Raw genomic sequence first — 25,717 nt, 5'->3', positions numbered from 1 at the left:
GCCGCGCCGCTGACGTCGTCGCCCGCCGGCCACCGCACCACGCCGCACCACGCCGCTCGCCGCCGCCACCGCGCCACGCCGCCCGCCGCCAGCAGCGCCGACGCGCACTTGCCGCCGCCCGACGCGTCACCGCGGCCTCGCCACCGGCCACCGCCGCGGCCCGTCCACGCACCCGCCACCACCGACATCGAGCCGCCGCCTCGGCCATGCGCATAAGATACGAGGATGCATCTAGGGGCGGGGCGCTGATGGCCGGCGAGACGCGGCGGCGGGGGGCTGCGCTCGAGGAGGCGCTGCTCGAAGCCGCCTGGCAGGAGCTCACCGACGTGGGGTACGCGCGGTTCACGATCGAGGGGGTGGCCGCCCGCGCCGGGACGAGCCGGCCGGTGATCTATCGGCGGTGGGCGCAGCGGGCCGATCTCGCGATCGCGGCGATTCAGCACTTCAGCCGGTACGAGGAGATCGCCGAGGTGCCGGACACCGGGTCGTTCCGGGACGATCTGATCGCCGTGTTGCGCGACGTGTCGGGGCGGCGGTCGGCGTTGATCACGCTGTTCAGCGTGCAGATGGGCGAGTTCTTCGCCGAGACGGGGAGCACGCCGGCCGAGTTGCGGGCGCAGTTTCTGGCCGCGCGGCAGCGGCCGTTCGGGTTCGACCGGGTGCTGGAACGGGCGATCGAGCGGGGCGACGTCGACCCGGAACGGCTGACGCCACGGGTCCGGGCGGTGCCCGGCGACCTGCTGCGGCACGAGCTGTTGATGACGTTGCGACCGGCGTCCGAGCAGGCGATCGCGGAAATTGTGGACGAAGTTTTCCTGCCGCTGGTGACGAAACAGCGCTGATCGGCTGAGCCGGCGCGGATCGTGGACGAGGCCGCCGGTCACCGGCAGCGCTGATCGGCCGACGCGAAAACGTGGCCGAAACTTTCCGGCCCGCCGGCCACGAAACTGCGTTGAACAGGCGGGCGAGCGGCGGAAATCGTGGGACGAAACTTTCCGGCGCGGTCAGGAAACCGCGTTGATCAGGCGGGCCAGCGCGGCCGCCAGCGAGTCCAGGCCCTCGTGGAAAGGGCCGCCGGGCTCGGTCATGTAGCCGTCGCGGCGGATCTCGATCATCAGGGACGAGACGCGCCGGTCGCGGCCGTGGAAAGCGAGCGGCACATAAGTGCCGGCGAACGGCGTGTCCAGGGCGAACGACGGAAAGGCGGCCTGCGCGGCGGAAAGCAGCCAGCCGGGCGTGTGCTCCGGGTCCGTGCCCAGGCATACCGGTGGCCGCGGGCCGAGACCATGCATCTCGTACGGGAGACGCACCGTCGGATAGGAGTGGACGTCCACGATGACGCAGCGGCCGGCGATGGCGCACCGGTCGGCAACCAGCGCCGCGAAAGCTTCCGAGTACGGACGAAAATGTGTTTGGAGAAGGGCCCGATCCCGTACCCAATCATCGTCCCGCAGCTTGCGGCCCGCAAAGCCGTGCGTATAGACGGCGCCCATGCCCACCGCCCGCATTTCCTCGCGTTCGTCGGGAAACCTTTCCGGATCCACGACCAGCCGCGACCATCGATATTCGAAGATCCAGGGTGGCACCTCCGCGAGACCCGCCGCCCGGCGGGCCAGGAGGTCGGTGTGGGCGTCGGTGAGGTTGTCGAGTTCCTCCGACAACATCGCATCGTCGACCACCAGGCTCTCGCGGGCGGCCGGGGTGATGGCGCGGGCGGCGTGCGGCACGTGCAGGATCACCGGTGACGAGGCGGCGCCGGGCGTGATTTCGAAGATCATTGGCCGGGAGCCTAACGTTTAGCCCGCTGCGGATGAGGTTGCCCGCTTCGATGGCCGCTGATGATTTCGCTGGACCCCTACCAGAAAGGATCCAGCGTGAGCGCCATGGACGTGCCCGCGAGACGGGCACCAGCCGCGGCGGGGGCACCATCCGCAGCCGCGAAACCCAAAGCCATCCACTACATCTCGTGGATCGCGCTGGCCCTGATGACCACCAGCTCGGTGGCGAGCCTGCGCGCCGCGCCCACCATGGCCGTCTACGGCCTGGCGTGCATCTTCCTGTACATCGTGCCGGCGATCGTGTTCCTGCTGCCGACCTCGCTGGTCTCGGCCGAGCTGGCCTCGGGCTGGACGGGCGGCGTCTACAACTGGGTGAGCCAGGGTCTGTCGAAGCCGATGGGCTTCCTCGCGGTCTGGTGCCAGTTCGCCATGACGATCTTCTATTACCCCAGCCTGCTGGGGTTCGTCGCCAGCACGCTGGCCTACGTGATCAACCCGGAGCTGGCGGCGAACGGCCTCTGGACCGCCATCGTGATCATGGTCTGCTACTGGGCCGGCGTCTGGGTGTCGTCGCGGGGCACCGGATCGGTGGCCGGGCTCGCCAGCGGCGGCCTGATCATCGGGACGCTGATTCCGGGCGTCGTGCTGGTCGTGCTGGGCACCGTCTTCCTCGGCCAGGGCAACGAGTCGGCCGCGCCGATGGACGCCGGGCACCTCCTGCCGGCCTGGGCGGGCCTGTCCAGCCTGGTGCTGATCGTCAACAACTTCCTGTCGTACTCCGGCATGGAGATGAACGCCGTGCACGTCGGCTCGCTCAAGAACCCGGCCAAGGAGTTCCCGAAGTCGATGTTCCTGGCCATGGGCCTGGTGCTGGTCATCTTCATCCTGCCGGCGCTGGCCATCAGCTGGGTGGTCCCGGCCGACCAGCTGTCGCTGACCGCGGGCGTCATGCAGGCCTTCGACGCGATGTTCGCGCAGTTCAACTCGTCCTGGCTGACCCCGATCGTGGGCATCATGCTGGTGGCGGCATCGCTGGGCGGCATGCTCACCTGGCTGGCCGGCCCGTCCAAGGGCCTGCTGCTGATCTCGCGCCAGGAGGGCTACCTGCCGCCGTTCCTGCAGCGGCTCAACAAGCACGGCGTGCAACAGAACATCCTGGTCACCCAGGGTCTGGTCACGACCGTGATCGCGCTGGGCTACGCGCTCATCCCGGATGTCTCCAGCGTGTACTGGATCTTCTCGGTGATCACCACGCAGGTGTACCTGATCGTCTACCTGCTTATGTTCGTGGCCGCGGTGCGGCTGCGGCGCAGCCAGCCGGACCACCCGCGCGGCTACCGGGCGCCGATGCTGGTCGGGCTCTGCGGCGTCGGCTTCGCGGCGTCGCTGGCCGCCCTGCTGATCGGGTTCGTCCCGCCGTCGCAGTTCGGCAACGGCAACCCGCTGGTGTACGTCCTGATCGTGGCGGGCGGCGCGCTCGGCCTGGGCCTGCTCGTGCCGTTCCTGTTCTACCGGGCCCGCAAGCCCTCGTGGAAGACCGCGGGCGCGGATGAGGCGGAGGTGGCGCAGTCATGATGAGCGCGGAACGCGAGCGGAAGGTCACCTGGATCGTCCTCGGCCTGATCTTCCTGGGCTTCATGATCGTGGCCGTGTCCATTTTCGACTCCAACAAGAAGAACCAGGCGGCCGTCGACAAGGCCGCCCAGCTCAGCCAGGAGCTGGCCGCGGCCGGGCTGCCGGTGCCGGACGCCCAGCAGATCTACAACGTGCTCGGCGACGACGGCGGCGCGGTCTGCGCGGCGCCGGCCAACGCGCTGGTCAAGAGCATCCTGTACGGGCAGCTGACCAACGGCGCGGCGGGTCCGGGCCAGCGGCCGATCATCGCGGACAACCGGGTTCTCCGGGGCGTCGCGCTGATCATCAAGGTCTACTGCCCGGACGAGGCGGAGGACTTCCAGCAGGTGATCGACGATTTGAAGACCGCGGACGTCGCGGCCTGATCGCCGCGGCGGTCGCACGGGGAGGGCGGTCCCGCCCTCCCCGTGGCACGTCACCCCGGCCGGATGAGGCAGGCGTGGCGGCCCGGGCGGGAGGCTGACCGGGACCGACGAAAGGGTGCGCGATGAACTTCATCCTGGTGCAAGGGGCACGGATGCGCGACGTGCTGGTGGGCGCCGCCTATCAGGCCGAGGACGCCGCCGAGCTGGTGGTCGCCGGCGTGCGGTTCTCGGTCACCCGGCCGTTCGCCGGCACCGCCACCTCCGTGCAACGGCGGCTGGACGAGATGGCCGGGCGCGGCGCGGCCGAGCGGGAGCGCGCCCAGCGGCGGGCGGCCGCGGCCCTGGACGCGGCGATGACCGCGGTCGCCACCTCGGCGGTCGTGAACCGGCTGGTCGACGCCCAGGTCGAGCGGATCCTGCGGCCGCTGGTGCGGGACATCCTCGACGACGTCCTGGCGCTGCTGGAGAAGGAGCCGGACCGGATCCAGTCGCTGGTGCGCGGCCAGCGGGACACCATGGTGGACGAACTGGTCGGCCGGATCCGCAGCGGCGCGGCGGCCGGCGACGATGCGGTCGACCGGATCACCACGCGCGTGCTACGGCGCGACGCCTGACCCGCCGTACGCAGGCACTTCGAAGATCGAATCACTCTCCGCGGATGAGGCAGCCATCGGTTGTGCGATCGCAAGCTGCTGGCACGGTGACGCGGCGAGCGATGGGGACGCAATGTTCACGATCGGGGTCGAAGAGGAGTTCCTGCTGCTGGGCGCGGACGGCGCGGTGGTGCCGTCGGCGCCGTACGTGGCCCGCCTGGCGCGGGCCGGCGATCAGATCAAACCGGAGTTTCTCGCCTATCAACTGGAAACCACCACCGCGGTCTGCACCCGGCTCGACCAGCTCCGCCGGGAGCTGACCCAGCTGCGGCTGCGGGCGAGCGACGCCGCCCGCCGGGCCGGCGCGAACCTGGTCGCGGTGGGGGCGCCGCCGTTCGCCGCCGGGCCGCTGGGCGCGGTGACCGACGAGACCCGGTTCCGCGAGATCGCCGGGCGCTTCCCGGGCGCGGTCGTGGCCGGCAGCTCCTGCGCGTGTCAGGTGCACATCGGCGTGCCGGACCGGGACCTCGCCGTCGAGGTGCTCGCCCGGATCCGGCCGTGGCTGCCGGCGCTGCTGGCGCTCACCGTGAACTCGCCGTTCGCCGGCGATCGGGACACCGGCTGGGCGAGCTACCGCTACCACCTGCAGCAACGCTGGCCGACGTTCCGGCCGCCCGGGGCGTGGGCCGGGGCGGCCCGGTACGACCGGGTGGTGAGCTCGCTGGTGGGCGCCGGCGCGGCGTACGACGCGGGCGCCGTCTTCTTCCTGGCCCGGCTCTCCGAGCGCTACCCGACGGTCGAGGTCCGGGTCGCCGACGCCTGCCTCAGCGTCGACGACACCGTCCTCTTCGCCGCCGTGGTGCGCGCCCTGGTCGCCACGCTGATCGAGGACGCGCGGCACAACATCGCCACCCCACGGGTCCCCACCGGGGTCGTCGACGCGCACCTGCTGACGGCCGCGCACGGGCAGGTGCGGATCCGCCGCGGCCGGACGCACGCCGGGACGGCGCCGGTCGCCGCGGGCGCGGTCGCCCGCCTGATGGCGAAGGTGGCCCCGGCCCTCGCCGCCTGGGGAGAGGCCGAGGAAGTCCATCAGAACCTGGAGCGGCTGCGGCACGAGGGGACGGGCGCCGACCGGCAACGGAAGGCCTGGGCCCGGACCGGATCGCCGGAGGGGTTCGTCGACTTCCTGGCCCATGCGACGGCGGGAGTGGTGAGTACACACAAATAGAGATATGTCAACGCGACCAGGAGAGTTTGGCTTCGCGTAGTGAGAGGGTCACTGAGCGCTTAATCCGTTTCGGACGATGCGGGACTCGTCACCCGCGGTCAACGATGATCCAGTCATTCCGACGCTGTGCCTGCGGAGGGAGCATCGTGACATCTGAGCTCGTCGTCCCGGCACCGATCTCCATCCCGGCGGCGGCCCCGGCCACCGGCGGCGATCCGTTGCTGCAATCGAAGTTCGCCGTGCCCGAGCCACCCGCCTTCCTGGTGGCCCGTCCCCGGCTCACCGAGCGCCTCGCCCGCGGCGTCCGCGAGCCGGTCACGCTCGTCGTCGGCCCCGCCGGCGCCGGCAAGACCCAGCTCGTCGCCTCCTGGGCGGCCGAGGGCACGCCCGGATATCCGATCGGCTGGATCACGCTCGAGGAGGAGGACAACCAGAGCGGCCTGTTCTGGGCGTACGTCCTCGAGGCCCTGCGCCGCGCCGGCGTGGAACTCGCGCCGTCGCTGCACGCCGGCGCGGACCGCTCCTTCCTGGTGCGGCTGGCCGCCGCGCTGGCCGAGCGCGCCGAACCCGTCGTGCTGGTCCTGGACGGCGTCGCCAATCTGAGCGGCCAGGCCTGGGCCACCGACCTGGAGTTCGTGCTGCGGCACGCCGGCCGGATGCTGCGGCTGGTGCTGGTCGGCCGCTGGGATCCCCCGCTCCCCCTGCACCGCTACCGGCTGGCCGGCCGGCTCGAGGAGGTGCGCAGCGAGGACCTGGCGTTCACCGCCGACGAGGCCGCCGAGCTGCTCGGCCTGCACCGGGTGCCGCTGAGCCCGGACGCGATGGATCAGCTGCTGCAGCACACCGAGGGCTGGGCCGCCGGGCTGCGCCTGTTCGCCATGGCGCTCGAGGACTCCGGCGACGCGGAGAGCCTGGTCGCCACGATCACCGGCAACGAGGCCACCATCGCCGAGTACTTCGTGGACGAGGTGCTGCGCATCCAGCCCGAGCACGTGCGCACGTTCCTGCTGGAGACCAGCGTCCTCGACACTTTCACCCCGGAGCTCGCCGCGGCCGTCACCGGGCGCGCCGACTCGCGACAGCTGCTGACCGTGCTCTGCCGGCAGAACGCGTTCGTCCAGCCGGCCGGCGACAACGCGTACCGGTGTCACCGGCTGTTCGCGGAGCTGCTACAGGCTCAGCTCGCCCGGGAGGCGCCGGAACGGATCCCGGAGCTGCACCGCCGGGCCGCCGCGTGGTTCGCCGCCTCCGGCCAGCTCATCGAGGCGGTCGGCCACGCCGCGACGGCCGGCGACTGGACGCTCGCGGCGTCGACCGTGATCGAGGAGTACGCGATCGGCCGGCTGCTGATCGACGGGCGGCAGAGCCGGCTGGGTCTCCTGCTGTCCGGGATGCCCGGCGACCTGGAGAGCCCCGAGGGAGCGGTCATCGCGGCGGCGCTGGCTCTCGACGTACGCGACTGCGAGACCAGCGCGGCGCAGCTGGCGCGGGCCGAAGAGCTGATGATCAGCAAGCCGTCGGGCTACAGCCCCGCGCTGGCCCTTGCCCACCTGCTCACCGACGCCATGCTGGCCCGCCAGCACGACGACACGGACGCCGTGCTGCACGCCGCCTCGGCGGCCGAGGAGCTGCTCGGCCGGACGCCGCCCGGCCGGCGAGAGCGCGACGACGAGCTGCGGGTCCTGGTGCTCGCCACCCGCGGCGACGCGCAGAGCCGGATCGGGGCCGTGGACGCGGCCGCGATCACCCTCACCCAGGTGGTCACCTCGGCGCCGGGCACCTGCGACGGCATCCGTGTCGGCGCGCTGGCTCATCTGGCTCTGATCGAGGCGTACCGGGGGCGGCTGCGGCACGCCGAGAAGCTCGCCGACCAGGCGACGGAGCTGGCCGACCGAATGGGAGTCGGCGCGTCGCGACCGGTCGGGGCCGAGCTGGCGCTCGCGTGGGTGGCGATGGAGCGCTACGACATCGACACCGCCGGCCGGCACCTGCGGGCCGCCGACCCGCGCCGGATCCGCCCGGCCGACGGCATGATCCACGCCGCGTTCGCGCTGATCCGCTCTCGCCGGCTGCAGGCGCGTGGCGAACTCCGCGGCGCGCTCACCGCGCTCGCCGACGCCGGACACGTGCCCGGCGGGCAGGCCGCGCCGTCCTGGCTCACCCGGCAGCTCGCGCTCACCCGGGCCCGGCTGCTGGTCACCATGAACCGGCCGGACCAGGCCATCGAGGCGCTCGGCGAGCTGCCCGAGCCGGACGCCGAGGACGCCACCGTGGTGCGGGCAGCGGCGCTGGCCGCGGCCGGCGAGACGGAGCAGGCGTGGCGGCTGGTCGAGCCGGTGGCCGGGGCGGCCGGGGCGGCCGGCCCGGTGAGCTTGGAGGCCTGGCTGGTCCTCGCCTCGGTGGCGGCCCGTCGCGGCGAGGCCGAGCAGGCGCGCGGCGCGCTGCGTCAGGCGCTGCGGGCCGCCGCGCCCGAGTCCCAGCGCCGGGCGGTCCAGCAGGTCTGGGCCGACCTGCGCCGGGTGCTGCGCGACGACGACGAGCTCGCCACCCAGTACAAACAGCTCCAGGGCGCGGCGCACGCCGCGCCGGCGGCGGCCGCGACCGTGCTGGTCTTCGAGGCGCTCAGCAAGCGCGAGATGGAGGTGCTCGAGGGCATGGCGGCGATGCTGCCCACCGAGGAGATCGCCGCTTCGCTGTACGTCTCGGTCAACACCGTCAAGACCCACGTGCGCAGCATCCTGCGCAAGCTGTCGGCGTCGCGGCGCAACGAGGCCGTGCGGCGGGCACGCTCGCTCGGCCTGATCTGAGATGGACGCGGACCGCGGGCTGGCCGCCCTGCCCGGGTGGCTACGCCCGCGAGCCGCGCTCGTGCTGGCCTCGTGGTTCGGCCGGATCCTGCTCGACTGCGCCGCCGGGCTGGTCCGGATCCAGATCTTCGACCGGGCCATGACCCTGGCGGCGCAGGCGTTCACGTCGATCTTCCCCCTGTTGATCGTCTTCGCCACCGCGCTCGGGGCCGGCCACTCGGACGAGTTCGCCGAAGCGCTGGACCTGCCCGAGTCGTCGCGGCGGCTGCTGACCGACGCCCTCGACGAGCGCGGGTTCGGCACGTTCAGCCTGCTGAGCATCCTGATCGTGCTCGTGTCCGCCACCTCGCTGGCCCGCGCCATGGTCCGGGCGTACGCGTCGGTCTGGGACGTCGGCAAGGTGCGGTCCGGGGTCGGCGCGGCCGGGCGCTGGCTCCTGGTGGTGCTGCTGCTGAGCGCGTTCGTCCTGATCAGCCGGGCCATCGGCGCGGTCGCCGGCCACCTGCCGCTGGCCTGGATCACCGACAGCGCCGCGCTGTTCCTGGCCGATGTCCTGATCACCGTCCTGGTGCCGGCGATGCTGCTCGGCGGCGCCGTCCCGGCCCGCCGGCTGGTGCCGGGCGGGCTGGTGTTCGGGCTGGTCATGCTGGCCGTGCGGCCGGCCGGGCAGATCTACATGCCCCGGGCGCTGCGCTCCAGCGATCAGCACTACGGCACGATCGGGCTGGCGTTCACCTACATCGGATGGCTGTACGTCATCTCGTTCTGCCTGCTCGGCGCGGCCGTGATCGGTCAGGTGCTCGCCACCGACCGGAGCCTGCTGGGCCGGGTGATCCGCGGCGAGGCGGGACTGCGGGCGCTGTCAGTGGCGGTACGCGCGCGTCAGCTCGGCGCCGTGCGCCACCAGGGCGTACAGGACCACGGCGGCCAGGCCGATCGCGGCGACCGACCAGATCGGGTAGGCGCCGGCGAACGCGAAATTGATCAGGAGGGCGGCGCAGGCCAGGACGATCGCGATGCCGCGGGCCCAGACCTGACCGAGCATGAGCCCGCCGCCGGCGACCATGAGGACCACGCCGAGGACGACGTGGATCCACCCGAGGGTGGTCAGCCCGACGCCGAGCAGCAGGTCGGACCGGGAGCCCTCCAGCGCCTCGGGCCGGACCAGGGCCAGCGACCCGACGGTCAGGTGGGCGCCGCCCAGGAGCACCAGCATTAGGCCGCCGAACAGGACCCAGGCGATCCAGCCGGTCGGCGCCTTCTCGTGATCTGTCACCCGATCAGCGTCGCCCGCGGCGCAGGCGTACCGCGTCACCCTCGCCGGATGAGGTACGCCGCGCGGCTCGCTGGCGATACTCGGGAGCGACTCGGGCAGTTCTCGAGGAGGACGTCAATGACCAACGTCTATCGACCGCCGACACCGCCGCAGCCCGTGCTGAGCTCCGGCCGCCTCTGGGCCGGCGGCGCCGCCACCGCGGTGGTGGCCGCGCTGATCGCGGTCGTCGGCATCATGTTCGGCCGCGGCGTCTTCGACGTCGAGGTGCTCGCCCCCAAGGGCGAGGGCGTCTGGGGCGACGCCTCCACCGGCTGGTACGCGCTCGGCGCCGCCGTCGCCGCCCTGCTCGCCACCGGCCTGATCCAGCTGCTCATCCTCACCACGCCGAAGCCGATGCGCTTCTTCGGCTGGGTGGTGGGGCTGGCCACCGTGGCCGCGATGCTGGCGCCGTTCGTCACCACCGAGGACCAGGGCTCGCGCTGGTACACCGCCGGCCTCAACCTGGTGCTCGGCGTGGCGATCGGCACGCTCGTCGCCGGCGTCGCGAAGAGCGCGCTGCGGCCGGGCGTGATGCGGCGCGGCGCCGGCACGACTCCGCCACCACCTCCACCACAGACGGGATACCGCTGATGTCGCAGCACGCCGCTCGGCGCGGAGGCCTCACCAAGTGGATCGGCTGGATCCTGTTCCTCGGCATCGTCATGATCGTCAGTGGCCTGATCAGCGTGATCCAGGGCCTGGTGGCGCTTCTCGACGACGACTTCTACCTGGTCGCGGCCGAGGCCCTGGCCCTCGACGTGAGCTACTCGGTCTGGGGCTGGACGCTGATCGCGTTCGGGGTGCTGCTCATCGGCGCCGGGTACGCCGTGATGTTCGGATATCTCTGGGCCCGGTTGCTCTCGCTGATCATCGTGTTCCTGCACGCGCTGATCAATCTGACCTTCCTGGCCGCGTACCCGATCTGGTCGATCATCGCGATCGGCCTGGACCTGATCGCCATCTATGCGCTGGCCGTGCACGGCGCGGAGGCCAAGTTGCTGCGCCGCTCGGAGCGCGGCTGACGTGTCGCTGCGGATCCGGCTGACCCACAAGACCGCCGAGGGAACCGCGGCCGGGATCTACGGCGTCATCGTCAGCTCGGCCGTGCTGGTGACGGCGCACGCCGAGACCGCCTACAAGCTCGACCTCATCGTCCTGGTCACCCTGATCATCTACTGGCTGGCCGAGCGGTACGCCCGGATCGTCGCCGAACGGATCCACGAGGGACACCGGCCCGGCTGGCGCGCCGTGCGCGAGCAGCTCACCACCGGCTGGGAGATCATGAGCGCGTCGCTGGTGCCCCTGCTCGTGCTGCTGCTGGCGCGGGCGGCCGGCGCGGGGATGAACCTGGCGATCCTGTTCGCGCTGATCACCAGCACGCTGCTGCTCGGCCTGGCCGGATGGCGGATGGGCGCTCGCCTGCACCCGGGCGAGCGGGTGGTGTCCACGCTGGTCGCGGGCGCGTTCGGCGGCGTCATGATCTTCCTGAAGATCCTTCTGCACTGACCCCGATCCGTCGCACAGGGAGACCCCGATGAGCGCCACGATCTCCGCGAAGCCGGTCCTGTCCGTGGCCGGCTTCGCGGGCGTGGTGAGCCGGACCATCGCGTACGTCGCCGACTGTCTGATCGTCGCCATCGCCTCGACCGGAGCCGCCGCCGGGATCTACCTGGTCGCGTCGGTCGTCGGCAGCGACGCCCGCGACCTGGCCCGCACGCTCACGACGACCTACCTGGTCGGGCTGCCGGTCGTGTTCGCCCTCTACTGCACGGTGTTCTGGGGCCTGACCGGCCGCACCCCCGGCATGGCCGTGGTCGGGGTGCGGGTGGTCGGCAGCTCCCGCGACCGGGTGCGCTGGTGGTCGGCGCTGGTGCGGGCCGTGCTGCTGGCGTACTTCCCGATCGGCTCGCTGTGGCTGCTGGTCGACCGGCGGCACCGGGCGATCCACGACCTGGTCGCGCGCACCGTGGTCATCCGGCGATAAGGACGATTGCCCGGGCCGCCCGGGCGGCGTAGACAGGGATCACCACCGAAGGGTCTACAACGGAGTGTGCCCATGAAGCGCCGGCTCCTGCCCCTGGTCGTCGTCGTGCTGTCGCTGCTGGCGCCGCCGGGCGTCGCCGCCGCCCACCCGCCGGCGCCGGGCCTGCTCCCGTTCCCCAGCAACCGGTTCACCGTCCGCGACCGGACCAGCCCGACCGGCCTGCGGGTGCATTTCGCCGCCGGCGCGCTGCCGGCGAACGTGGCCGGCAAGCACATCGACCCCGCCGAGTGGAACCGGCAGGACGGCTTCAGCCCCGGCACGCCGATCCTCGCCGAGGTGCCGGGCCTCGATCCGGTGGTCACCGGCATCGCACCGGTCACCGACATCGGACGATCGCTCGCGCCCGGCGCGCCCATCGCGCTCATCGACACGCGTACGGGAAAACGCGTGCCCTATTGGGCCGAGCTCGACGCCCACGGGGTTCCCGGCGAGCAACTGCTCATCATCCGGCCCGCGGTGGCCCTGCGCGAGGCCACCCGATACCTCGTCGTCCTGCGCGGCATGCGCACCCACTCCGGCGCCCTGATCCGCGCGCCCCGGCACGCGACCACGCCGCACCTGCCGCCCGGCCTGCGCCACGATCTGTATCTGGCGTGGGACTTCACGGTCGCCAGCGAGCGCGGGCTCACCGCCCGGGTGCTGCGCATGCGCGACGACGCGTTCGCCAAGCTCGGCCGGCGCGCGCCCGCGTTCACCGTCACCCAGGTCACCGATTACACCCCCGAGCAGGACGCCCGCATCGCCCGCCAGGTGCGCGGCACGGTCGCCGTGCCGAGCTACCTCACCGGCGACGGCGGGCCCGGCTCCCGGCTGCACTATGGGCGGGCCGGCGACCTGCCCACCGCGGCCGGATCCGATCTGGCTTCCGACTTCGTCTGCAACATCCCGCGCTCGGCGACCGCGGCCCGGCCGGCTCACCTCTCGCTCTACGGGCACGGGCTCCTCGGCGCGCCCACCGAGATCAACGCGGGCAACGTCAAGGACATGTCGCAGACGTACGATTTCATGTTCTGCGCGACGAGCTGGATCGGGCTGTCCAACGGCGACATCCCGTTCGTCGCCGGGGTCTGGAGCGACCTGAGCCAGTTCCCGGCCGTGCCCGACCGGCTGCAGCAGAGCTTCCTCAACTTCCTGTTCCTGGGCCGGGCGATGACCGCGCCCGGCGGCTTCGCCTCGAGCCCCGCCTTCCGCGACGCGAGGGGCCGCAGCCTGCTCGACCGGGCCGGCGGCCTGCACTACGACGGCAACAGCCAGGGCGGCATCAACGGCGGCGCGCTCACCGCCATCGCCCAGGACTGGACCCGCTCGGTGCTCGGCGTGCCCGCGATGAACTACAGCACCCTGCTGCAGCGCAGCGTCGACTTCGCGCCGTTCCAGCAGCTCATGGATCAGGCCTATCCCGGCAAGAAGGACCAGCAGCTGATCCTCGCGCTGATCCAGATGCTGTGGGACCGCGGCGAGGCGAACGGCTACGCCCAGCACCTGACCGGCGATCCGCTGCCCGGCACGCCGCGGCACCAGATCCTGATGCACGTGGCGTTCGGCGATCACCAGGTCTCCCCGGCCGCCGCGCAGGTCGAGGCGCGCACCATCGGCGCCCGCATCCACCGGCCGGCGCTGGCCCCCGGCTGGTCCGACGAGGTGGTCCCGTTCTGGGGCATCAAGCCGATCCCCCACTACCCGTACCGGGGCTCGGCGCTCGTGCTGTGGAACAGCGGCCAGGCGTCCGCGCCGCCGCCCACCAACCTCGCACCGGTGGGCCCGCAGTACGGCACCGACCCGCACGAGTTCCCCCGCGCCCAGCCCTCGGCCCAGCTCCAGAAGGCGACGTTCCTGCTCACCGGCAAGGTCGTCGACGTCTGCGCCGGCGGCCCCTGCCCGTGAGCCGTGCCGGAGTCAGCCGTGCCGGGGTCAGCGCGGGGTGAACGCGCCGAGCTCGTCGTCGCCCTTCTGGACGACGCCGTAACTCGACTCGGGCACCTCGTTCCAGGCGCCCGCCAGCTCGCCGAGGGGCTCGGAGACGACGAGCCGGGTCTCCTCGGAGAGCCCGCGCAGCAGCTCCATGTCGGGGTGCAGCGCGCGTAACGCGGTCAGCGCGGTGCTGAAGGACAACGTGCGGCTCTTGCCCTCGCTGGAGTAGCGGAAGGCCCAGACCCGGTCGCCGTCGGTGGCGCCCACCGTCATCTGCAGCGGGCTGGCCACGCCGTGCGCGCGGGCGACCTGCTCGACGAAGCCGGCCATCCGCTCGACGGCGCGCAGCGGATCGTCGCGCAGGCCGAAGGTCAGCGCCAGGTAGAACATGACCTCCGAGTCGGTGGAGCCGGCGACGCTCGGGAACAGGTCGGGGTCGATCGCCAGCATCAGGTCGCGGCGCAGCTCACGGAAGTCGTGGATGGCCCCGTTGTGGCACCACAGCCAGCGGCCGTACCGGAAGGGGTGGCAGTTGGTCTGCTGCACGGGGGTGCCGGTGCTGGCGCGGATGTGCGCGAGGAACAGCCCGGAGCGGGTCACCCGGGCGAGCTCGCGCAGGTTGACGTCGCCCCAGGCCGGGCCGGTACCGCGGAACAGGGCGGGGACGGGCTGGTCGGAGGGTTCGTACCAGCCGACGCCGACGCCGTCGCCGTTGGTGGTCTCGACGCCGAGCCGGGAGTGCATGCTCTGGTCGATGAGCGAGTATCGCGGCTTGTAGAGCAGTTCGTCGAGCAGGATGGGCGTTCCGGAATACGCCAGCCATCGGCACATCGGGTTCTCCTCAATGCAAGGACTTCAACCAGGACTTCAAGAGCTTGTGTACGTCGTCGGCACTGTCCAGCCGGCGATCGACCGTCAGCGACGAGGGGTGGATCAGCAGCGGGCGGTTCTGCCAGCCGCCGAGCCCGCCGTGGCAGCCGACCAGCTCCTCGAACGCGGCCACCTCGCCGGTCGCCGGGTCGTGCAGGCTGTTCACCAGGATGTCGGGCGCGTGGCTGAGCCGATCGTGCCGGCGCAGGTCGCCGGCGGCGTACGGGCCGAAGCCGTCGAGCGGATCCGTGCCGGTCACCGTGTCGTCGCGGAGCAACCGCCGGCCGGCGCCGCCGAGCACCAGCGGGCCGTCCTCCGTCCGCACCATGACCCACCCGATGCCGGGGTGCCCGGCGAGCCGGTCGACCAGCCCCGGCGCGTGCTTCTCGATCTCTTCGAGGGACAGCCGCCCCGGCTGCCGGGCGAGGTACACCAGCCCGAGGTTCCCGGAGGCGACCACCACGAACTCGGGCTCGTCGGCGACCGGGCGCGGGGCGTCGGCGCCCGATGACGGCAGGAGGCTGGCCTTCAGCGTCGCCGCCCGTCCCTCCTGCTCGTCGTCGGTGGCCAGGGCGACGTCGCCGCGCACGAGATCCTCCAGTCCGGCGCCGTAGCGCTGCCGGAAGGTGGCGCCCTGGCTCTGGCCGTGGTCCGACACCACCACGAAGTGGTACGGCCGGGGCGCGGCCGCCGCGACCTCTTCGAGGTTGGCGAGGACCCCGTCGATGCCCTCCAGGGCGGCGAGCGCCTCGGGCCGGGCCGGGCCGGCGTGGTGGGCGATCTCGTCGTAGTCGACGAAGTCGCAGTAGATCGCGGGCGTCCCGCGCATCAGGTGCTCGGCGAGGATCGTCAGGTTGAGGTGGCGCAGCAGCACGTTGGTGACCCCGCGCAGCAGCACGTACGACGGCTCCCGCCTGATCCGCGGCTCGACCCGGCGCAGCCGCTGCCGGCGGGCCTGGTGCAGCTCCTTCACGATCTCGCCGACGGTCAGCACCATCGACCGGGTGAGCCCGAACGGATCGAGCAGGTAGGCGCTCACATACCGATCCGGGCCGCGGCCGGCGCGTGCCGTGCTCATCGTGAGCAGGCTGACCGGGGCGTCCCCGGAGAACACGTTGCTGACGCTGACCCCGCCGGCGGCCAGCAGCCCGTTGCCGTCGCTGAGCCGGGTCTCGACCACCGCGGCGTCGGCGGGCTGGTTCGTGACGATCAGGCGGCCGCTCTCCTTCTCGTACCACCGGAACGCCGGAACCTGATCGCTCGCGCCGTGCAGAAGTCCCGCCTGGCTGGCCGGCGTCGTCGCCGGCAGCCGCGCGTGCCACTCGGTCAGCGAATGACTCCCCGACCGCAACCACCGCCCCAGCGTCGGCAGGTTGCCGGTGTCGAGGGCCCAGCGCGCGAGCGGCGCCGACAGCCCGTCGATCTGCACGAAGACCACGCCCGGCACGCCGGTCTCGGGCACCTTCCCGCGGAAGCGCCGGTTGACCCAGAGCAGATGCCGGGTGACTGCCTCGGTGCGCCCGGCGGTGACCACCCAGAGCACGATGCTGATCAGGATCGAGTAGATCCACGAGGCCCAGAAGGCGGTCCAGAAACCGTCGACGTGGACGCCCGGGGTGATCGCGAGCGCGAGGTAGACCAGCGCGGCCTGGGCGAGCAGCCAGCCGGCCAGCACGCCGATCCAGCCGATCGTCGCCATCAGCCCGGCGAGCGCCGGCCGCAGGACCACGCCGAACAGTCCCAGCAGGAGCGCGGCGAACAGCACTGACCACCCGTTGTCGGCGGTGAGGCCGGGCAGCACAAGGACGGTGAGGCCCAGCGCCGCCCAGCCGACGAGCAGAATCCCGGCGGCGCGCATCGGCTAGGCGGGCGCGCGCCCGATGGCGAAGGTCTCGGACATGACCACAGCCAACGCCGTACGCGAGCAACGGTCTTCATCCCGGAGGGATGCTTCAGAGCAGGCCCATCAGAGCAAGCCCAGCTGGCGTGCCCGGACCACGGCCTCACGCCGCCGGGCCGCACCGAGCTTGCGGTAGATCGAGCGCATGTGCGCCTTCACCGTGTTGATCGAGATGTTCAGGTTCCCGGCGATCTCCCCGGCCGTGAGGACCGTGGGCAGATAGCGCAGCACGTCGCGCTCCCGCTCGCTGAGCACGTCGGACGGCGGCGGGGCGTCGTCGCCGGGCGGCCTCGGCGGCATCACCGCCGCGCTCGCCGTGTGCTCCTCGACCCAGCGGCGCCGGTCGAGCAGCACGGCGAGGCGGCGCTGGTCGAACGACCGGAACACCGCCCGGAATCCCTCCCGCTCGGCGATGGCCACCGCCCGGGAGATCGCGTCGATCGACCGGTTGCCGTGCCCCTCGGCGTCGGCGGCGAACGCCGTGGCGATCCAGGCGGTGACCGCGGCGACGTGGTCGGCGCCCTGCCGCACCCGGGCCAGCAGCCGCTCGGCCGCGTCGTGCTCACCCACCGCCAGCAACGCCCGGGCCAGGCAGACCAGCTCGTGCGGGCTGAGGATGCCGCGCGGCAGTTCCGGGTCGTAGCGGGCCACCACCTCGCGGGCGCCGCCGAGGAGCAGGTCGGCCTCCGACTCGGCGAGCCGCAGCCAGCGGTCGAGCACCGGCGCCACCAGGGTCGCCGGGGCGTCCGCACGGGCCTGCCGCAGCAGCGCCCGGGCGGCGGCCGCCTCGCCCGCGGACAGCAGCATGTGCGCGCGAACCAGCACGGCGAGCAGGGCCGGCGCGGCGGCCGGCTCCTCGCCGCCGGCGTGCAGCGCCACCCGCAGCGCCTCCTGCGCCTCCGGCGCCCGGTCACGGCCGACCTCGATCAGCGCCCACGCGAGGTACGCGATCGCGACCTGGGCGGCGCCGTCGAAGCCGTGGCGCCGGGCGAGGTCGAGCGCCGAGGTCACGAGCTCGGACGCCTCGCGTACCGAGCCCTGCATCAAGGCCAGCAGGGCCAGGTGGGACAGCGCGTTGACCTCGGTGAGCGTGGAGCCGACGCCGCGCGCCGCGATGGCGGCCGCCCAGAGGTAGCGGTCGGCGTGGTCGGGATTGTCCGTCCAGAGCAGCCCGGCGCCCTTCTCGTTGAGCGCGACCGCCCGGTAGTGCAGCAGCGACGGCAACTCGTCGAGGCGGTAGGCGGTGAGCAGCTTCAGCGTCTCGGTGGACTTCTCGACCAGCCCCGGCATGTCGCCGACCCGCCAGTGCAGGACGCCGGCCTCCATCAGGCGCAGCGTCATGTCGGTCGAGGTGGCCAGGCCGCTCTGCCGCCGCGCGAGCGAGCGGGCCAGCCGCAGCAGACCGGCGGTGCCGGCCCGGTCGCCGCTGATGTAGCGCACGGCGGCGCCGCAGAGCGCCAGCTCGACCGTCGCGCCGTGCTGCTCGGCCGGGATCCGCACCAGGATCGCGGCGAGCGACCGCTGCTCACCGGAGAGCACCTGCACCATGGCTCGCTGGACGGTCAGCCGGCCCAGGTACGCCCAGTCGCCCGAATCGGCCGCGTGCCGGAGCGCCTCGGAAATCTGCTGCCGGGCGGCGAACCACTGCGCCGCGAGCAGGTGCAGCTCGGCCTCGGCGCCGGGCAGGTCCAGCTCGATCTGGTGCCGCAGCGCGTCGCGCAGCAGCGGGTGATAGCGGAACCAGCCCGGCCGGTCGTCGACCCGGGTCAGGAAGACGTTGCGGCTCTCCAGGTGCTCCAGGATGCGCCGGCCGTGCGACTCGCCGGTGAGCGCGTCGGCGAGCGGGCCGCAGACCTCGTCGGGCACGCTGGTGCGGATCATGAACTGCCGGGTCTTGGCCGGCAGCCTCGCGACGACCTCGCGCAGCAGATAGTCGGAGACCGCCCGGACCTCGCCGTTGCCGAGCGCGCCGTGCTCGGCCGGCCCGTCGGCCATCAGCTGCAGCCCGGCCACCCAGCCCTCGGTGCGCTCCAGCAGGCCGGCCAGTTCGGCCGCCGGCGGGCGCCGGCGGTGCACGGCCGGCAGCTCGGCGGCCTCGGGCGCGAGGAACGCCAGGTGCCGGGCGCGGATCTCGGTGAGGTCGCCGCCGGCCCGGATCCGGTGCAGCGGCAGGGCCGGCTCGCCGCGGGACACCAGCACCAGCCGCAACGCCGGCGGCGGGTCGTGCAGCAGATCGGTGAGGCCGCCGATGACCCGGGCGTCGTCGAGCTCGTGGAAGTCGTCGAGAACCAGCACGACCGGCGTCGGCAGCGCGTCGAGGGCGGCGAGCACCCGCGCGCGGGCGGACCGGGCATCGAGGTCCCGGCGTTCCGGATCGTTGCCGGCGGGCAGGGCGCCCGCGATGCGCAACGCCATCACGACGTCGGGCCAGAACGCCCGCGGATCGTTGTGCTGTGGCCCGAGGGCCAGCCACGCGATCGGCCCGGAGGTCACCCGCTGCTCCGCCCATGCGGCGACCAGCGTGCTCTTGCCCCAGCCCGGTCCGGCACAGACCAGCGTCACCGGCCCGCGCACCCCGGCGTCGAGCATCTCCGCCAGGCGGCGGCGCTGGACCAAGGGCTGTCGGACCGCCGGGCGCCCCAGCCGGCCGGCGGCCCACTCGGTTTGTGTTGTGATCCTTCCGGACTCCCTCACGTGCCAACCACCCCCGCGGTCGAACCCCCGGCGGCTCCGGACATGCGGCCCGGGTCCTCGCGGCGCCCGGGCGACGGCGAACATTCACGCTCCGCGTTTCGTGCCGCCGATGCACCAAGGTCCGTTGTGGGAAGCCCCTTGGCTCACGAACTACAGAGAGTGACCGTCGTCGTACTTGTCATGCGTCCCCGCCCACACCCCAACACAGAACGCAGCGCAAACGCAACACAGCGCCCTGGATGATCTCGTTCCACGGCCGAGGTTGACCCATCCGGCCCACCGGGCGGCTCGGGCCGCCAGGCCCGCTGTCCGGATGGACATGCGCCGGCCGCCGGTGACGCTGTCACCGGCGGCCGACGTTCTCACCCCCGGATCAAGATCCCAGGATCCTGGCCTTCTGCTGCTGGAACTCCTGCTCGGTCAGCACGCCCTGGGCCTTGAGGTCGCCGAGCTGCTTGAGCGCGTCCAGTTTCGCCTGCATGTCGTCGCCGGCCGGCGCCGCGGCCGGAGCCGGCGGGGGCGGGGCCTGCTGTTGCTGGTGCGCCTGCTCGTAGTAGGCGTTCGCCTCTTCCTGATCCGCCTGCCGTTGCCAGCGTCCGGCCTGCCGGCGGGACACCCGGTTGGACACCGCGGTGGCCGTTCCCGCCACCACCGCGGTCCGCGCCATGCCACGAAGAAGACCCATCACTCAGCTCCTCACGAACTCGGACTCGGTGGCGTCCAGCGCCGCGAGCAGGGACTGGACCGGGATCCGGCCGCCCGCGATCACGCGGCCGCCGGCCCGGCGGACGGCCACCGCGAACGGGGCCGCCCAGACGTTCTCGTACACGATCAGGGCGGCCGCGCTGCCCGGCTCCAGCACCGCGGCGGCCTCCTCCAGGTCGTCGCCGCCGATCATCCCGGACGCGGCGCCCTGGAACAGCGCGAGCCCGGTGTCCAGCTGCTCGCCGACGAGCTCGTTCACCGTGCCGTCCGCGTTCTTGCGGAGGAACCTCAGGTCGAGGACCCGGATGATGCCCCGATCCACCAGGCTCACGATGTGCGGCAGGCCCTGGCCGGGCTGGCTGCCGGGGGGAAACTCGAGGCAGAGATAGTCGACCGGACCCATCTCCTGCAGATCGTCCATCATGGCTTCCTTCCCTTCACGGGCCGCCGACCGCCGCCAGGGCGTTCGGGATGTGCATGAGCGCGAGGACGGTGCCGTCGGTCGACGCCACCTCGCTGGCTAGGTCGTTCACCCACAGGTGCTCGACGAGGACGGCGAGCGCATCGGTCCGTTCGTCGACGAGCTCGCCTACCTCGTCGATGTCGGTCTCGGTGATCAGTCCCGTGGCCATCCGCGCGAGGTCCAGCGGATCGCCGGCCAGCCCGGGGAGCTCGCTGAGCTCCACGCCGCAGGCGCCGCCGGCGGCGTCGGTGCGGACCACCAGCACGTCGACCACCCGGACCCCGGGGGCGCCGTGCAGCCGGTCGAGAGTCGTGCGGACGCCGTCGTTGAGCCGGGCCATGGGGAAGGACAGGACGATGAGTTCCAGCGGACCCAATGCCATGACCGTCAGCATGCGCCCGGCGCTCATCGCGCCGCCTCACCCGTTGCGGATGAGACGGGCGGCCGCTCGATCGGGAGGAACGCCGCGGCCAGCAGGCCCAGCAACGAGATCGCCGCGAGCCGGCCGAGCGGCAGCACCATGGTCCGGGCCGCGGCCGCCGCGGTCCTGGTCATGTCGTGACCGCCAGCAGGTGCTGTCCCCAGGGCGGCAGCTCGACGTAGAGGCCATCGGCGATCAGCGCGTCGCCCTCGCGGTCGAAGGTGCGGTTGTCGAGCAGGTCGAGCAGCCGGCATCGCCGGCCGGCGAGGGCCGGCCAGGGCATCGCGATGCGGGCCTGGGACGGGTGGCCGGACAGATTGATCGCGATCACGTGGTGCGGCACATCGTCGTGCCACGCCCACGCGATCACGTCGGCGTGCGTGGGGTTGTCCGGCCAGCCCTCGCTGTCCAGCATGGTCCACTCGCCGCGGCGCATCCCGGCCACCACCGCGAGCAGCCGGTGGTGGAAGGCGCGCAGGTCCTCGTCGACCGGCTCGTCCGGGAAACGGCCGAGGAAGACGGGCAGGCGCGTGCGCCGCCCCTCGAACTCGCCGTCGTGCCAGAGCGTGGCGCCGGGCAGCGTCGCGATCGCCACCGCGGCGGCCCGGTCCCGGCCGCCGGGCAGCGCCGCCGCGGCCCGCGGCTCGTCGTGGTTCTCGATGAACCGGATCAGGTGGTCCTGATAGTCCCGGCCGGCGGTGAGGTGGCCGCGCACCGCCGCGGCGTCGTCGTGCGCCAGCCGGTCGTAGAGCCGCTTGTCGTAGCAGAAGTCGAAGCCCTGCTGCTGCAGGGTCCACTCCATGTCCCAGTAGGCCTCGGCGATCAGCACCACATCGGGCCGGCTCCGCCGCAGGCGCGCGATGACGGCGGGCCAGAACTCCTCGGCCGGGCGCGGCCCGGCGTGCGCTCCCCAGGTGCGGGCGAACACGTCGTTGGTGAGCAGCATGGCCATGTCGCACCGCAGCCCGTCGCACTGCGCGGCGATGTCGGCGAGCGCCCGCGCGGTGGCGTCGCGCAGCCCAGGGCTGAAGGCGTTCAGCTGGGCCACGTCCGGCCACGGCGGGAAGTAGGGGTCCCGGCCGTGCGCCAGGATCCGCCCGGCGGCCCGGAACCAGGCGGCCGGCTCCTTGTTCTCGTCGGCCTCGTCGCCCTGGATGAACCAGGACGGCTCGGCCGCGACGGCGGGATGGTCCGGCGCGACGTGGTTGGGCACGTAGTCGAGCACGAGTCGCAGCCCGCGCCGGGCCAGCGCGGCCCGGGCGGTGGCCAGCGCCGCCGGGCCGCCGAGGTGGTCGTCGGCCCGGTAGCGGCGCACGCAGTACGGCGACCCGGCCAGGTCGGCCGGTCGCATGCCGGGCAGCGCCTCGTGGAAGGAGCGCTGCAGCTCCTCGTCGGCGCGGGCGACGACCAGGCCGGCCGGGCTGCGCTCCCAAACGCCCATGAGCCACACCGCGTCGATGCCCGGCGGGAGGGTCGCGTCCCACACCTCGTCCGGCACGTCGGCGAGGGTGACCGGACGGCTCAGCCGCTCGGCCACGCCGGTCAGCCAGGGCCAGGTGTCGATCTCGTACACCACGGGCGCGGCGGGCCATCCGGTCGTCATGACGCCCCCTCCTCGAACGCCGTGAAGATGCCGGTCATGCCGTGCTCCAGCAGCTGCGGTCCGGTGACCCGGGCGAACAGGACCGGGAAGACGGCGGCCAGCCCGGTCCAGCCGGTCTGGTGCGCGGCGCCCAGGCCGGCGCCGTTGTCGCCGTGGAAGTACTCGGAGAACGTGATCAGGTCACGCCAGTGCTCGCTCGCGAAGATGTCCTGGCCGCCGTGGCAGGGCCGGCGCCCGTCCGGGCCGGGCAGGAAGATCCGGGTGAGCCGGTGCGAGATCTCCCGGGCCACCTCGAAGAGGGTCAGCCGCACACCCGAGCCGGTCGGGCACTCCACGGTGAAGTCGTCGCCGTAGCCGCCGTAGAGGTTGAGCAGCGCGCGGATCATCAGGGCGTTCACCGGGAACCAGATCGGCCCGCGCCAGTTGGAGTTGCCGCCGAACATGCCGCTGTCCGATTCGGCCGGCGTGTAGGCCACTCGATAGCGGGCGCCGCCCACGTCGAACTCGAACGGGTGGGCGTCGTGAAACTTCGACAACGACCTGATCCCGTACGGGCTGAGGAACTCGTTCTCGTCGAGCAGCCGGGCCAGGATCCGCCGCAGCCGCGTCTCGTCGAACAACGCGAGCAGATGGGTGCCGTGCCGGCCGGCGTACCCGCCCGGCACCGCGGCCGACACGCTCGGGTGGGCCGCGAGGAAGCTGTTGCCCTCGTCGATGATCTCCGGGTGCCGGGCGACCACGGACGCGTCGAACACGGTCGCGGCGGCCAGCGGCAGCAGGCCGACCATCGATCGCACCTTCAACCGGGTCGCGGTCCCGTCCGGCAGCCGCAGCAGGTCGTAGAAGAAGCCGTCGTCCTCGTCCCACATCGACGCCCGGCCGGGGTGGTTGACCGCCGCCGCGATCCAGGCGAAATGCTCGAGGTAGGTCTGCGCCTGCTCGACGTAGCCGGGGTCGTCGCGGGCCAGCTCGAGCGCGATCTGCAGCATGTTCTGGCAGTACAGCGCCATCCACGCGGTGCCGTCGGCCTGGTCCAGGTGGCCGCCGGTGGGCAGCGGCGCGCTGCGGTCGAACACCCCGATGTTGTCCAGCCCGAGAAAGCCACCCTGGAAGACGTTGTTGCCGTCGGCGTCCTTGCGGTTGACCCACCAGGTGAAGTTCCTGGCCAGCTTGTGGAACGCGGTGGCCAGCCAGTCCCGGTCGCCGTGGCCGTGGCGCGCCTTGTCCAGCTCGTGGACCAGATAGGTGGCCCAGGCGTGCACCGGCGGGTTCACGTCGCCGAAGTTCCACTCGTACGCCGGGATCTGGCCGTTGGGGTGCAGATACCGGCGGCTGAGCAGCAGGTCGAGCTGGCGCTTGGCGAAGGTCAGATCGATCAGGCTGAACGCGACCGTGTGAAAGGCCAGGTCCCACGCCGCGAACCAGGGATACTCCCAGGCGTCGGGCATCGAGATCACGTCGTGCGCGATCAGGTGGTACCACCGGCCGTTGCGGATGTCGCCGGCGTCGAGCGGGTCGCGGCCGTGCTGGGCGAGCCACGCCTCCACGTCGTACCCGAAATATTGCTTGCTCCACAGCATGCCGGCCATCGCCTGCCGCACCATGCGGCGCTCGTCGGCCGACAGGCCGGCGGCGAGCCGCTCCGCGTAGAACTCGTCGGCCTCGCGCCGGCGCTGCTCCACGGTCTCCTCGAAGGCCGGGCCGAGCCGCTCGCGGACCGCCCCGGGCACGACCGGCTCCTCGGTGAGCCGCAGCCGCACGACGGCGCGGTCCCCGGCCGGGATCTCCAGGGCGATGTCGGCGGCGAGCTTGGTGCCGGTCAGCGCGGGGTTGACCGCCTCCTTCTCGCCCCGCACCACGAACCGGTCGATCGCGTCCTTGACGAACGGCGCGGCGTTGGGGCCGCCGCCGAAGCGCTCGTCGTTGCTCTCGTTCTCGGTGAACAGCAGCGGGTGCTCGCCCTGCACCAGCAGCCAGCGCCGGCCCAGCTCGGGGTGGCGGGCCTCGGCCACGGCGGCGCCGGTGACGCCGGGCATCTGGAACATGCTGGGCCGCTCGCCGGCCGTACCCGTCCAGGTGTTGCGGAACCACAGGGTGGGCAGCAGCCGGATGACCGCCGGCGCCGGGCCACGGTTGTGCACGGTGATCCGCACCAGGATGTCCTCGGGACCGGCCTTCGCGTGCTCCACCTCGACGTCGAAGTAGCGGTCGCCCTCGAACACGCCGGTGTCGAGCAGCTCGTACTCGAACTGCTCGCGGCCCCGCGCGCCGTTCGTCGCCACCAGGTCGTGGTACGGAAACTCCCGCTGCGGATATTTGTAGAGCATTTTCTGGTACGAGTGGGTGGGCGTCCCGTCGAGGTAGAAGTAGTACTCCTTCACGTCCTCGCCGTGATTGCCCTCGGCGTTGGTCACCCCGAAGAAGCGCTCCTTGAGGATCGGGTCGCGGCCGTTCCACATCGCCAGGGCCAGGCAGAGCAGCTGCCGGTCGTCGCTGAGCCCGGCGATGCCGTCCTCACCCCACCGGTACGCCCGCGAGCGCGCCTGGTCGTGGGTGAGGTGGTTCCACGCGTCCCCGCCCGGGCTGTAATCCTCGCGGACCGAGCCCCACTGCCGTTCGCTGAGGTAGGGACCCCACTTCCGCCAGAGCACGCCGCCTTCGTCGGCGTCGGTGAGGCGCTGCTGCTCGGCGCTGGTCATCTCTCGCCCCCCTTCGTTCCGGCGCCACCCGGGTGGCGCCGGAACGCGGAACCGTCAGGCCTCGCCGGTGCCGTGCAGCGCCTCCTGGAGCTGCTGCTCGGCGTCCTTGGACAGCGAGGACTTGAGCACGGTGCCGCCGAACTGCTTGAGGGCGTCGACGGCCTTGTCCGGGGTGACCGCCTCGACGATCAGGAACAGCGCGGACGTGCCGGGCTGCACGAGGTCGCGGACCTGCTCCTGGAATTCCTTGTTGATCGCGCCCTTGGTGAACTTGCCCATCAGAGCGCCGAGACCCGCACCCACCGCCATGCCGATCACCGGGATGAAGAACAGCAGGCCGAACAGCAGGCCCCAGAACATGCCCCAGGTGGCGCCGCCGCCCACCGCGTGGTGGTTGGTGGTCACGTGGTACTTGCCCTCGACGTCGCGCCGGATGACCGCGATGGCGTCGGGCTGGATGATGAGGTCCTTGGCGAGCCGCTCGGCCTCCAGGCCGGCGGCGGTCGCCGTGGTCTCGTCGGGATACCCGATGGCGACCAGAGTTGACATGGTTTTGGCCCTTTCTCCGTCGGTCGGTGCCGGTGCCAGTCAGCCACAGCCCCGGGGGTCGCCTCCTCATCACGGGGGAATGAAACTGGGGCGTTCATTCGCCTTGGATGACGCGTGTTCGCGACGACGAGGCG

Annotated in this window: 24 protein-coding genes and 1 pseudogene; 12 read left to right on the top strand and 13 right to left on the bottom strand. The window is 72.4% G+C overall.

Features of this window, described 5'->3' with window-relative positions:
- A partial coding sequence (locus ACFQS1_RS33490; protein WP_378976017.1) for a hypothetical protein occupies positions 1 to 188 on the bottom strand: 188 nt, incomplete at its 3' end.
- A gap of 60 nt (positions 189 to 248) precedes the next feature.
- On the opposite strand from ACFQS1_RS33490, the gene ACFQS1_RS33485 reads away from it, so the two are divergent.
- Positions 249 to 842: a TetR/AcrR family transcriptional regulator gene (locus tag ACFQS1_RS33485; RefSeq protein ID WP_378976016.1), complete on the top strand. Its 594-nt coding sequence runs from the start codon at positions 249 to 251 to the stop codon at positions 840 to 842.
- Between the two features lie 162 nt (positions 843 to 1,004).
- On the opposite strand, the gene ACFQS1_RS33480 is transcribed toward ACFQS1_RS33485, so the two are convergent.
- Positions 1,005 to 1,778, bottom strand: a complete 774-nt coding sequence (locus tag ACFQS1_RS33480; RefSeq protein WP_378976015.1) for an N-formylglutamate amidohydrolase — start codon at positions 1,776 to 1,778, stop codon at positions 1,005 to 1,007.
- Between the two features lie 105 nt (positions 1,779 to 1,883).
- Between ACFQS1_RS33480 and ACFQS1_RS33475 the strand changes: the two genes are divergently transcribed.
- From ACFQS1_RS33475 to ACFQS1_RS33450, 6 genes and pseudogenes are all read left to right on the top strand, one after another.
- Entirely contained in the window at positions 1,884 to 3,353 is a 1,470-nt protein-coding gene (locus ACFQS1_RS33475) for an APC family permease (RefSeq protein ID WP_378976018.1), read from the top strand.
- Complete coding sequence (locus ACFQS1_RS33470; RefSeq protein WP_378976014.1) at positions 3,350 to 3,778, top strand: hypothetical protein; 429 nt, start codon at positions 3,350 to 3,352, stop codon at positions 3,776 to 3,778. Before ACFQS1_RS33475 ends, ACFQS1_RS33470 begins: the two co-directional genes overlap by 4 nt.
- Before the next feature lie 122 nt (positions 3,779 to 3,900).
- Positions 3,901 to 4,392, top strand: a complete 492-nt coding sequence (locus tag ACFQS1_RS33465) for a hypothetical protein (protein ID WP_378976013.1) — start codon at positions 3,901 to 3,903, stop codon at positions 4,390 to 4,392.
- Positions 4,393 to 4,504: 112 nt separating this feature from the next.
- Entirely contained in the window at positions 4,505 to 5,602 is a 1,098-nt protein-coding gene (locus ACFQS1_RS33460) for a carboxylate-amine ligase (protein WP_378976012.1), read from the top strand.
- Positions 5,603 to 5,748: 146 nt separating this feature from the next.
- Complete coding sequence (locus ACFQS1_RS33455) at positions 5,749 to 8,409, top strand: winged helix-turn-helix domain-containing protein (protein ID WP_378976011.1); 2,661 nt, start codon at positions 5,749 to 5,751, stop codon at positions 8,407 to 8,409.
- Between the two features lies 1 nt (position 8,410).
- Positions 8,411 to 9,202: pseudogene (locus tag ACFQS1_RS33450) on the top strand (YhjD/YihY/BrkB family envelope integrity protein); the annotation flags it as partial.
- A gap of 69 nt (positions 9,203 to 9,271) precedes the next feature.
- On the opposite strand, the gene ACFQS1_RS40705 reads toward ACFQS1_RS33450, so the two are convergent.
- Complete coding sequence (locus ACFQS1_RS40705) at positions 9,272 to 9,625, bottom strand: DUF7144 family membrane protein (RefSeq protein WP_465263230.1); 354 nt, start codon at positions 9,623 to 9,625, stop codon at positions 9,272 to 9,274.
- A gap of 177 nt (positions 9,626 to 9,802) precedes the next feature.
- On the opposite strand from ACFQS1_RS40705, the gene ACFQS1_RS33445 reads away from it, so the two are divergent.
- The 5 genes from ACFQS1_RS33445 to ACFQS1_RS33425 all read left to right on the top strand — a co-directional run bounded on the left by ACFQS1_RS33445 (position 9,803) and on the right by ACFQS1_RS33425 (position 13,652).
- Positions 9,803 to 10,315, top strand: coding sequence for a DUF6069 family protein (locus ACFQS1_RS33445; RefSeq protein WP_378976009.1), 513 nt, complete (start codon positions 9,803 to 9,805; stop codon positions 10,313 to 10,315).
- On the top strand, positions 10,315 to 10,746 hold the full coding sequence (locus ACFQS1_RS33440) for a DUF7144 family membrane protein (protein ID WP_378976008.1): 432 nt from the start codon (positions 10,315 to 10,317) through the stop codon (positions 10,744 to 10,746). Before ACFQS1_RS33445 ends, ACFQS1_RS33440 begins: the two co-directional genes overlap by 1 nt.
- A gap of 1 nt (position 10,747) precedes the next feature.
- On the top strand, positions 10,748 to 11,230 hold the full coding sequence (locus tag ACFQS1_RS33435; protein WP_378976007.1) for a hypothetical protein: 483 nt from the start codon (positions 10,748 to 10,750) through the stop codon (positions 11,228 to 11,230).
- A gap of 28 nt (positions 11,231 to 11,258) precedes the next feature.
- Entirely contained in the window at positions 11,259 to 11,708 is a 450-nt protein-coding gene (locus ACFQS1_RS33430) for an RDD family protein (RefSeq protein WP_378976006.1), read from the top strand.
- Between the two features lie 72 nt (positions 11,709 to 11,780).
- Positions 11,781 to 13,652: a hypothetical protein gene (locus ACFQS1_RS33425; RefSeq protein WP_378976005.1), complete on the top strand. Its 1,872-nt coding sequence runs from the start codon at positions 11,781 to 11,783 to the stop codon at positions 13,650 to 13,652.
- Between the two features lie 27 nt (positions 13,653 to 13,679).
- Here ACFQS1_RS33425 and ACFQS1_RS33420 read toward each other — a convergent pair whose 3' ends face one another.
- From ACFQS1_RS33420 to ACFQS1_RS33375, 10 genes are all read right to left on the bottom strand, one after another.
- The gene (locus ACFQS1_RS33420; protein ID WP_378976004.1) at positions 13,680 to 14,510 is read right to left on the bottom strand and encodes a class II glutamine amidotransferase; all 831 of its coding nucleotides are present in this window, start codon (positions 14,508 to 14,510) and stop codon (positions 13,680 to 13,682) included.
- Between the two features lie 10 nt (positions 14,511 to 14,520).
- Positions 14,521 to 16,407 (bottom strand): phage holin family protein, encoded by a 1,887-nt coding sequence (locus ACFQS1_RS33415; RefSeq protein ID WP_378976003.1) that lies wholly within the window; start codon positions 16,405 to 16,407, stop codon positions 14,521 to 14,523.
- A 108-nt stretch (positions 16,408 to 16,515) separates the two neighbouring features.
- On the bottom strand, positions 16,516 to 19,065 hold the full coding sequence (locus ACFQS1_RS33410) for a winged helix-turn-helix domain-containing protein (RefSeq protein ID WP_378976002.1): 2,550 nt from the start codon (positions 19,063 to 19,065) through the stop codon (positions 16,516 to 16,518).
- A gap of 451 nt (positions 19,066 to 19,516) precedes the next feature.
- Positions 19,517 to 19,828 (bottom strand): SHOCT domain-containing protein, encoded by a 312-nt coding sequence (locus ACFQS1_RS33405; RefSeq protein ID WP_378976001.1) that lies wholly within the window; start codon positions 19,826 to 19,828, stop codon positions 19,517 to 19,519.
- Positions 19,829 to 19,831: 3 nt separating this feature from the next.
- Positions 19,832 to 20,272, bottom strand: coding sequence for a DUF6325 family protein (locus tag ACFQS1_RS33400; RefSeq protein ID WP_378976000.1), 441 nt, complete (start codon positions 20,270 to 20,272; stop codon positions 19,832 to 19,834).
- Between the two features lie 13 nt (positions 20,273 to 20,285).
- On the bottom strand, positions 20,286 to 20,693 hold the full coding sequence (locus tag ACFQS1_RS33395; RefSeq protein ID WP_378975999.1) for a DUF6325 family protein: 408 nt from the start codon (positions 20,691 to 20,693) through the stop codon (positions 20,286 to 20,288).
- Between the two features lie 23 nt (positions 20,694 to 20,716).
- Positions 20,717 to 20,866 (bottom strand): hypothetical protein, encoded by a 150-nt coding sequence (locus ACFQS1_RS33390; protein ID WP_378975998.1) that lies wholly within the window; start codon positions 20,864 to 20,866, stop codon positions 20,717 to 20,719.
- Positions 20,863 to 22,335, bottom strand: a complete 1,473-nt coding sequence (locus ACFQS1_RS33385) for an alpha-amylase family protein (RefSeq protein WP_378975997.1) — start codon at positions 22,333 to 22,335, stop codon at positions 20,863 to 20,865. Before ACFQS1_RS33385 ends, ACFQS1_RS33390 begins: the two co-directional genes overlap by 4 nt.
- Positions 22,332 to 25,034 (bottom strand): MGH1-like glycoside hydrolase domain-containing protein, encoded by a 2,703-nt coding sequence (locus tag ACFQS1_RS33380; RefSeq protein WP_378975996.1) that lies wholly within the window; start codon positions 25,032 to 25,034, stop codon positions 22,332 to 22,334. Before ACFQS1_RS33380 ends, ACFQS1_RS33385 begins: the two co-directional genes overlap by 4 nt.
- Before the next feature lie 54 nt (positions 25,035 to 25,088).
- Complete coding sequence (locus tag ACFQS1_RS33375; RefSeq protein ID WP_378975995.1) at positions 25,089 to 25,583, bottom strand: DUF1269 domain-containing protein; 495 nt, start codon at positions 25,581 to 25,583, stop codon at positions 25,089 to 25,091.
- Positions 25,584 to 25,717: the final 134 nt, after the last annotated feature.

The organism is Paractinoplanes rhizophilus (assembly GCF_042664765.1).
Classification (GTDB): domain Bacteria; phylum Actinomycetota; class Actinomycetes; order Mycobacteriales; family Micromonosporaceae; genus Actinoplanes; species Actinoplanes rhizophilus.
This window is presented reverse-complemented; position numbering and strand designations above follow the sequence as displayed.

Excerpts from the sequence above, each read along its gene's own strand:
- ACFQS1_RS33485 (WP_378976016.1), top strand. The coding sequence starts at position 249 with ATGGCCGGCGAGACGCGGCGGCGGGGGGCTGCGCTCGAGGAGGCGCTG.
- ACFQS1_RS33480 (WP_378976015.1), bottom strand. The coding sequence starts at position 1,778 with ATGATCTTCGAAATCACGCCCGGCGCCGCCTCGTCACCGGTGATCCTG.
- ACFQS1_RS33475 (WP_378976018.1), top strand. The coding sequence starts at position 1,884 with ATGGACGTGCCCGCGAGACGGGCACCAGCCGCGGCGGGGGCACCATCC.
- ACFQS1_RS33470 (WP_378976014.1), top strand. The coding sequence starts at position 3,350 with ATGATGAGCGCGGAACGCGAGCGGAAGGTCACCTGGATCGTCCTCGGC.
- ACFQS1_RS33465 (WP_378976013.1), top strand. The coding sequence starts at position 3,901 with ATGAACTTCATCCTGGTGCAAGGGGCACGGATGCGCGACGTGCTGGTG.
- ACFQS1_RS33460 (WP_378976012.1), top strand. The coding sequence starts at position 4,505 with ATGTTCACGATCGGGGTCGAAGAGGAGTTCCTGCTGCTGGGCGCGGAC.
- ACFQS1_RS40705 (WP_465263230.1), bottom strand. The coding sequence starts at position 9,625 with ATGCTGGTGCTCCTGGGCGGCGCCCACCTGACCGTCGGGTCGCTGGCC.
- ACFQS1_RS33445 (WP_378976009.1), top strand. The coding sequence starts at position 9,803 with ATGACCAACGTCTATCGACCGCCGACACCGCCGCAGCCCGTGCTGAGC.
- ACFQS1_RS33440 (WP_378976008.1), top strand. The coding sequence starts at position 10,315 with ATGTCGCAGCACGCCGCTCGGCGCGGAGGCCTCACCAAGTGGATCGGC.
- ACFQS1_RS33430 (WP_378976006.1), top strand. The coding sequence starts at position 11,259 with ATGAGCGCCACGATCTCCGCGAAGCCGGTCCTGTCCGTGGCCGGCTTC.
- ACFQS1_RS33425 (WP_378976005.1), top strand. The coding sequence starts at position 11,781 with ATGAAGCGCCGGCTCCTGCCCCTGGTCGTCGTCGTGCTGTCGCTGCTG.
- ACFQS1_RS33420 (WP_378976004.1), bottom strand. The coding sequence starts at position 14,510 with ATGTGCCGATGGCTGGCGTATTCCGGAACGCCCATCCTGCTCGACGAA.
- ACFQS1_RS33415 (WP_378976003.1), bottom strand. The coding sequence starts at position 16,407 with ATGCGCGCCGCCGGGATTCTGCTCGTCGGCTGGGCGGCGCTGGGCCTC.
- ACFQS1_RS33405 (WP_378976001.1), bottom strand. The coding sequence starts at position 19,828 with ATGGGTCTTCTTCGTGGCATGGCGCGGACCGCGGTGGTGGCGGGAACG.
- ACFQS1_RS33400 (WP_378976000.1), bottom strand. The coding sequence starts at position 20,272 with ATGATGGACGATCTGCAGGAGATGGGTCCGGTCGACTATCTCTGCCTC.
- ACFQS1_RS33395 (WP_378975999.1), bottom strand. The coding sequence starts at position 20,693 with ATGGCATTGGGTCCGCTGGAACTCATCGTCCTGTCCTTCCCCATGGCC.
- ACFQS1_RS33390 (WP_378975998.1), bottom strand. The coding sequence starts at position 20,866 with ATGACCAGGACCGCGGCGGCCGCGGCCCGGACCATGGTGCTGCCGCTC.
- ACFQS1_RS33385 (WP_378975997.1), bottom strand. The coding sequence starts at position 22,335 with ATGACGACCGGATGGCCCGCCGCGCCCGTGGTGTACGAGATCGACACC.
- ACFQS1_RS33380 (WP_378975996.1), bottom strand. The coding sequence starts at position 25,034 with ATGACCAGCGCCGAGCAGCAGCGCCTCACCGACGCCGACGAAGGCGGC.
- ACFQS1_RS33375 (WP_378975995.1), bottom strand. The coding sequence starts at position 25,583 with ATGTCAACTCTGGTCGCCATCGGGTATCCCGACGAGACCACGGCGACC.